This window comes from Mesorhizobium sp. M4B.F.Ca.ET.089.01.1.1 (genome assembly GCF_004022605.1).
Classification (GTDB): domain Bacteria; phylum Pseudomonadota; class Alphaproteobacteria; order Rhizobiales; family Rhizobiaceae; genus Mesorhizobium; species Mesorhizobium abyssinicae.
The window spans coordinates 1-6,851 of record NZ_RZOS01000314.1 but is presented as its reverse complement, the minus strand read 5'-3'; the positions used below and the strand labels follow the sequence as shown (position 1 = coordinate 6,851).

The 6,851-nt window shown below is 65.5% G+C and carries 7 protein-coding genes and 2 pseudogenes; 4 read left to right on the top strand and 5 right to left on the bottom strand.

What is annotated here, in order from left to right:
* Positions 1–841: pseudogene (locus EN780_RS24015) on the top strand (metalloprotease); the annotation flags it as partial.
* 17 nt (positions 842–858) lie between these two features.
* Here EN780_RS24015 and EN780_RS24010 read toward each other — a convergent pair.
* Positions 859–1,722, bottom strand: a complete 864-nt coding sequence (locus EN780_RS24010) for an RNA polymerase factor sigma-32 (protein ID WP_127285705.1) — start codon at positions 1,720–1,722, stop codon at positions 859–861.
* A gap of 337 nt (positions 1,723–2,059) precedes the next feature.
* Here EN780_RS24010 and EN780_RS24005 point away from each other — a divergent pair, with 337 nt between their 5' ends.
* The 3 genes from EN780_RS24005 to EN780_RS23995 all read left to right on the top strand — a co-directional run bounded on the left by EN780_RS24005 (position 2,060) and on the right by EN780_RS23995 (position 4,430).
* Positions 2,060–2,833 (top strand): amino acid ABC transporter substrate-binding protein, encoded by a 774-nt coding sequence (locus EN780_RS24005; RefSeq protein WP_127392912.1) that lies wholly within the window; start codon positions 2,060–2,062, stop codon positions 2,831–2,833.
* 155 nt (positions 2,834–2,988) lie between these two features.
* Positions 2,989–3,669, top strand: a complete 681-nt coding sequence (locus EN780_RS24000; RefSeq protein WP_127311582.1) for an ABC transporter permease subunit — start codon at positions 2,989–2,991, stop codon at positions 3,667–3,669.
* Positions 3,666–4,430: an amino acid ABC transporter ATP-binding protein gene (locus EN780_RS23995; RefSeq protein ID WP_127394329.1), complete on the top strand. Its 765-nt coding sequence runs from the start codon at positions 3,666–3,668 to the stop codon at positions 4,428–4,430. Before EN780_RS24000 ends, EN780_RS23995 begins: the two co-directional genes overlap by 4 nt.
* A gap of 171 nt (positions 4,431–4,601) precedes the next feature.
* Here the strand turns inward: EN780_RS23995 and EN780_RS23990 are convergent, their stop codons facing one another.
* The 4 genes and pseudogenes from EN780_RS23990 to EN780_RS23975 all read right to left on the bottom strand — a co-directional run.
* Positions 4,602–5,183 (bottom strand): CarD family transcriptional regulator, encoded by a 582-nt coding sequence (locus EN780_RS23990; protein WP_127285709.1) that lies wholly within the window; start codon positions 5,181–5,183, stop codon positions 4,602–4,604.
* A 430-nt stretch (positions 5,184–5,613) separates the two neighbouring features.
* Positions 5,614–5,952, bottom strand: coding sequence for a ferredoxin FdxA (fdxA, locus tag EN780_RS23985; protein WP_006202440.1), 339 nt, complete (start codon positions 5,950–5,952; stop codon positions 5,614–5,616).
* 158 nt (positions 5,953–6,110) lie between these two features.
* Positions 6,111–6,497 (bottom strand): RNA-binding S4 domain-containing protein, encoded by a 387-nt coding sequence (locus tag EN780_RS23980; protein ID WP_128275510.1) that lies wholly within the window; start codon positions 6,495–6,497, stop codon positions 6,111–6,113.
* A gap of 12 nt (positions 6,498–6,509) precedes the next feature.
* Positions 6,510–6,851 (bottom strand): annotated as a pseudogene (locus tag EN780_RS23975) (helicase); the annotation flags it as partial.

Genomic DNA, 6,851 nt, shown 5'->3' with positions numbered 1-6,851 from the left:
TTATGATCCGTACGCCGCCGGCCGCTTCCTGCAGTCGATGTCGGCCTATACCGATTTCCGCTCGATCAGCGGCGCCACCGATGCCAGCCTCGACTTCCTGGCCACGCATCCAAACACGCCGCAGCGCATCGAGCTTGCCCAGCGGCTTGCCCGCAACTTCGGCCCGCCGGGCATCGGCACGCGCGACCGCGACGCCTTCCTGGCCGGCATTGACGGGCTGCTCTACGGCGACACGCCGGAAGAGGGCTATGTGCGCGGCCAGACCTTCCTGCATCCGGGCCTCGGCGTGTCGTTCACGGTGCCCGACGGCTTTGTCATCGACAATTCGGCGGCGGCGGTGACGGCGACCGGCCCTGGCGACATGGCGATCCGCTTCGATGGCGTCTCGATCGACAGGTCGCGGGCGCTGACCGACTATATCCGCAGCGGCTGGGTGGCCGGCCTCGACGATGCCAGCGTTCGCCAGGAAACCATCAATGGCAACGAGGCGGCCGTGGCGCATGCCGGCGCCGACGGCTGGCAGTTCGACATCGCTGTGATCCGCGCCGGCGGCCAGGTCTACCGGCTGCTGACGGCGGCACCTTCGGCCAGCACCGCGCTGGAGCCGGTGGCGCGCTCGGTCAGCGGCTCGTTCCGCATCCTGAGCGCTGCCGAGAAGGCGGCGCTGAAGCCGCTGCATATCCGCGTCGTCACAGTCCAGGCCGGGCAGACCATGGGCTCGCTCGCCGCGCAGATGGTCGGCGTGGACCGCAAGCTCGACCTGTTCAGGGTGCTCAACGCGCTATCGCCGGGCGCCGCCGTCTCGACCGGCGACAAGGTCAAGATCGTCACCGACAGATAGGCTGGGGCAGACAGAAGTCAGGCGGCGGTCGCCAGGAATTCAGGATTCTGCTCGACCAGCGCGACTTTCAGCTTTTCCATGGCGCGGGCCTCGATCTGACGGACGCGCTCCTTGGAGATGCCGAGCGCCTCGCCGAGCGCTTCCAGCGTCGCGCCCTCGTCGGTCAGCCGGCGCTCCTCGATGATCCTCAGCTCGCGCGCGTTGAGCGCGCCGAGCGCCGCCTTCAGCCACAGCGAGCGGCGTTCGATGTCGATCGTGTCGCCGACGACCTCGTCCGGCAGCGGATCGTCCGAAATCAGGAAATCCATGCGCTCGGCCGGACCGGAATCATCGCCAAGCGGCGCATTGAGCGAGCTGTCCGGAGCCGACAGGCGCGAATCCATCATCGCCACGTCGGCTTCCGGCACGCCGAGTGCCGCCGACACCTCGCGATAGAGCGAGGCGTTGGAAATCGGCTCGGCGCCGTTCGCCAGCCGGGCGCGCAAACGCCTGAGATTGAAGAACAGCGCCTTCTGCGCCGAGCTGGTGCCACCGCGCACGATCGACCAGTTGCGCAGGATGTAGTCCTGCATCGAGGCGCGAATCCACCAGGTGGCATAGGTCGAGAAGCGCACTTCGCGTTCCGGCTCGAAACGGGCGGCTGCTTCCAGCAGGCCGACATGACCCTCCTGAATCAGGTCGCCGAGCGGCAGGCCGTAATGGCGGAACCGCGAGGCCATGGAGATGACCAGCCGCATATGGGCGACCGTGATGCGGTGCAGCGCGTGCTGGTCGTTGTCCTCCTTCCAGCGCAACGCCAGGAGATGCTCTTCCTCGCGCTCGAGATAGGGAGCCTTCATCGCCGCGCGGACCATGGTCCGTCCTGCCGTGTCGTCGATCATGCCGCGCTCCATTTTCCGATATCGCGGACATTCCGGTGTCCGGATACCATCCCTGGCGTCAGCGGCGGTTGAAATGGCGGCGCCGCGCCCTACAAAGCCAAGAACGTGCCATGCCGGGGAATGTTCCGCAGCGACGGCCGGGCGGCTTTGCGTTGTCTCGGACGACTCTAAACAGCGGGGAGCCTGCTTGCGGATCGGTTCTCGCATGCGCTTGAGCATGTCATTCCTGGAATGCCAGATTTTTGAAATCTGGTTCCTTATTTTGCTCAGCCCTATCTGTCAGTTTCCGGCTCTCACAGACGCGCCGGGGCACCGGCCAAAACGGGATCACAGAAAAATGAAATGGCTTAAATCGCTCATCATCGCCGGTACGCTGCAGGCCCTGGCGGTCACCGCCGGCCATGCCGGCGCCAATCTCGACCAGATCAAGCAGGCCGGCGTCCTCAAGGTCGGCACGGAAGGCACCTACGCGCCCTTCACCTATCATGACACGTCCGGCGCGCTGGTCGGCTTCGACGTCGAGATCGCCAAGGCGATCGCCGACAAGCTCGGCGTCAAGGTCGAGTTCCTCGAAGGCAAATGGGACGGGCTGATCGCGGGCCTCGACGCCAACCGCTACGACGCCGTCATCAACGAGGTCGGCATCACCGACGCGCGCAAGGCCAAGTACGATTTCTCCGAGCCCTACATCGCCTCCAAGGCGGTGCTGATCGTGCGCGGCGACAACACCGACATCAAGACCTTCGCCGATCTCAAGGGCAAGAAGTCGGCGCAGTCGCTGACCTCCAATTTCGGCAAGCTGGCCGAGACCAACGGCGCCGAGCTGGTCGGCACCGACGGCTTCGACCAGTCGATCCAGCTTCTGCTCACCGGCCGCGCCGACGCCACCATCAACGACAGCCTCTCCTTCCTCGATTTCAAGAAGCACAAGCCCGACGCCAATGTGAAGATCGCCGCGCAGGAAGAGAATGCCGACTATTCCGGCGTCATCGTGCGCAAGGGCGATCCGGAGCTGGTCGCGGCGATCAACAAGGCGCTGGCCGACATCAAGGCGGACGGCACCTACAAGAAGATCGCCGACACCTATTTCGGCCAGGACGTTTCGCAGTAAGCCAGGCCGTCTGGCACTTCGATCCCGGCGAGTCGTCTTTGACGGCCCGCCGGTTTTCGCGTGATATGCACCGCGCAGCCCCTCGCCGGAGCCACCCGCCGCGACGCCGGAGGCGATGGACGGTTATCCAGGCTGCACCTCAAGGAGAGGGCCCCGTGCCGCACTGGCTGCAATTGATGCTGGAATCGCTGCCGACGCTGTTGTGGGCGGCGCTGATCTTCACCGTGCCGCTGACGCTTTTGTCCTTCGCCTTCGGGCTCGTCGCCGGGCTGGCCACGGCGCTGCTCAGGCTGTTCGGCCCCAAGCCCCTGGCGGCCGTGGCCCGCTTCTATGTCTGGATCTTCCGTGGAACGCCGCTCCTGGTGCAGCTCTTCCTGATCTTCTACGGCCTGCCCTCCGTCGGCATCCTGCTCGACGCCTTTCCCGCGGCGCTGATCGGCTTCACGCTCAACATCGGCGCCTATACGTCGGAGATCATCCGCGCCGTCATCGGCTCGGTGCCGAAAGGGCAGTGGGAGGCGTCCTATTCGATCGGCATGACCTGGAGCCAGGCGATGCGGCGCACGATCCTGCCGCAAGCAGGCCGCGTCGCCGTGCCGCCGCTGTCCAACACCTTCATCTCGCTGGTCAAGGATACCTCGCTGGCCGCAGCCATCACCGTGCCGGAGATGTTCCAGGCGGCGCAGCGCATCGTCGCCACCACCTACGAGCCGCTGATCCTCTATATCGAGGCGGCGGCGCTCTATCTGGTGATGAGCTCGGTGCTGTCGGCGCTGCAGGCGCGGCTGGAGGTGCGCCTCAACCGTTACGGCGGATTCCTGGAGGCGAACGCATGATCGGCCTCGACAAGATTGAGAAGCGGTTCGGCGACAACCTCGTGCTGAAGGGGGTCACCGTCAGCATCGAGGAAGGCAGCGTGACCGCGCTGGTCGGCCCGTCCGGCGGCGGCAAAAGCACGCTCCTGCGCTGCATCAACCTGCTGGAGATTCCGACCTCCGGCACGGTGCGGATCGGCGAGGAGACGCTGGAATTCCGCCCGGGCATCAAGGTGCACGCCAGGGACATCCAGCGCATTCGACTGCAGACCGGCATGGTGTTCCAGAACTTCCAGCTGTTCCCGCATCGCACCGCGATCGAGAACGTCATGGAGGGACTGGTGACGGTGCTGAGATGGCCGGAGGCGAGGGCGCGCGAGCGTGCGCTGGCGCTGCTGGGGAAGGTCGGCATGGCGCACAAGGCCGATGCCTGGCCGGCGACGCTGTCGGGCGGACAGCAGCAGCGCGTGGCGATCGCCCGCGCGCTGGCGCCGTCGCCGAAGGTGCTGCTCTGCGACGAGCCGACCTCGGCGCTCGACCCGGAGCTGGCGCAGGAAGTGGTCGAGGTGCTCGGGCAGCTCGCCCGGGAGGGCACGACCATGGTGATGGCCACGCACGATCTGAGGCTCGCCTCCAAGATCGCGCAGGAGGTGGTGTTCCTCGATGCCGGCGTCGTCGTCGAGAAAGGCCTGGCCTCGGTCGTGTTCGACAGGCCGGAGCGCGAGCGGACCAAGCGCTTCATCGCCTCGCTGCGGCAGGAGGAGGCTCAGAAGGGTAGCTGAGCCCCCTACCTCCCCCTTGTGGGGAGGTCGGACCGAAGGTCCGGGTGGGGGTCGGTGCCGCACCCCCGCCCCGCTGGTTCGCAGCGACCCTCCCCACAAGGGGGAGGGTAAAGTCCCAGCAACAAAAAACCCGGCGCGAGGCCGGGTTTTTCGTTTTCTTGAGCGAAAAGCTCAGGCAGCTTCTTCCTGCTCGGCTTCCTCGTTGTCGGCCTTGGCGCCACGCTTCGGGCCCTTGTTGAGGTTGACCTCGATGAGGCGAACCGCCTCGGTCTCCGACATGCGGTTGACGGCGGCGATCTCGCGGGCCATGCGGTCGAGCGCGGCCTCGTAAAGCTGGCGCTCGGAATAGGACTGCTCCGGCTGGTTGTCGGCACGGTAGAGGTCGCGCACGACTTCCGAGATCGAGATCAGGTCGCCCGAGTTGATCTTGGCATCATACTCCTGGGCGCGGCGCGACCACATGGTGCGCTTGATGCGGGCGCGACCCTGCACGACCTTCAGCGCGCGGTCGACATAGTCCTCTTCCGACAGCTTGCGCATGCCGATGGAGGTCGCCTTGGCGACCGGCACCTTGAGGCGCATCTTGTCCTTCTGGAAGTCGATGACGAACAGTTCCAGCTTGTGGCCGGCGACTTCCTGCTCGTCGATCGAGACGATCTGGCCGACGCCGTGCGCCGGGTAGACGATGAACTCGCCGGTCTTGAAACCGTGACGTGCTGCGCTGGACTTCTTCTGCGGGGTGATCGTTGCCATTACGCCCTGAACTCCTTGTTGTAGCGCCGGCATGGCGGCGCCGGCTGAAACTCGCGCGATCGGGGTCACCGACCGTTAGCCGCACAACAGATGAACCCATCCGGAAAAACCGGGGCCAGCCAACCGCACAATTGCGACCGCCTGCCCCAGATCGCTCTGGTCCGGATTGTGAAGTTCACCTTTCAGTGATTTGGGGCGTCTGCGCCATAAATCGACGTTGTGTCACCGGCATGTTTGGCTGATGTAGCACAAAAAGTCGGAAGAATCAAGGTTTTGCTGCATTCGCGAAGGCCGTGCGCCATCCCTGCCTGTCAAGACAGTTCCTGTTTCGCACCTGTTACGCAGCGTCATGCCGGCCGAACCGGCCGTGTCGCTTTTGATTTGCGCATGATCCTTTCCGAAAATCGAAAGCGATTTTCGGGGTCATGCGCTAGTCGCCTTCGCCGGGCTCGGCCGAGAAATATTTCTCGAATTTGCCAGCCTCGCCATCGAAGGTCTTGGCGTCGGCCGGCGGCTCTTTCTTGGCGGTGATGTTCGGCCACTTCTCGGCATATTCGGTGTTGACCTGCAGCCACTTCTCGAGCCCCGGCTCGGTGTCGGGCTTGATCGCGTCGGCCGGGCATTCCGGTTCGCAGACGCCGCAGTCGATACACTCGTCGGGGTGGATGACGAGCATGTTCTCGCCTTCGTAGAAACAGTCGACCGGACAGACCTCAATGCAGTCCATGTATTTGCATTTTATGCAATTGTCGGTCACGACATAGGTCATCGCAGGCTCCGGGACGTCCCGTTTTTGCTGGGCTTTTTGGTGAGGTAACGCCTTTGCCGGCCGCTGGCAAGGGCGGCCGTCCCCAGCGCTGCCGGCGTGCCCGGAAAGGATTTTCCAGACGGCCCGCCGGACAAGGCCGGTCTTGTCTCAATCCTCTCTCAATCCTCGCCGAGCAGCCGGTCGGTTTCCCGCCGCTCTTTCTTGGTCGGGCGACCGCTGCCGGCTTCGCGCAGCGCCGGAATGGCGTCCGGAACCGCCTCGCCCTTCGGCGTGGGCTGTGGCGACATATCCTCATAGAGCAGGCGGGCCTCGTCGGCGGGGCCGCGCCTGGCGCCGGCGCCGAGCACCTTCCAGACCAGAATGCGTCGGTCCAGAGTGAGGGTCAGGACGTCGCCGGGGCGGACAATGTCGGAGGCCTGCGCTGCTTTGTCGCTGTTGATGCGCACGCGGCCAGCGACCACGAGCTTAGCCGCCAGCGAGCGCGATTTTACAGCGCGCGAGAAGAACAGCCATTTGTCGATGCGCTGGCGGGCATCGGTGACCATCGTAACCGCAGGCTACTTCTTCAGCTGGTCGCGCAAGGCGGCGAGCTTGGCAAAGGGCGAGTCCGGATCGAAGCGCGCCGGCCGCTCCTCGCGCGGCTTGGCCTGGAAGGCAGGCTTGCCGGCTTGCCCGCCGCCCTTGCCGTCCTGCCGGCCGCCTTTCCAGTCGGGCCTGCCGTCGCGGCGATCCGGACGTTCGCCTTGCGGCCTGCCCTCGCGGCGCTCGCCAGCCTCGCCTTGCGGTCTCGGCTTGAACTTGGAGCGGTCGAAGCGAGGCTTGCCGTCGCGCTGATCGCGGCGTCCTTCCTGGGCTCCGCCAGGCTGCCCGCCGGCGGCGTCAGCCTGGCCCTCGCGCGC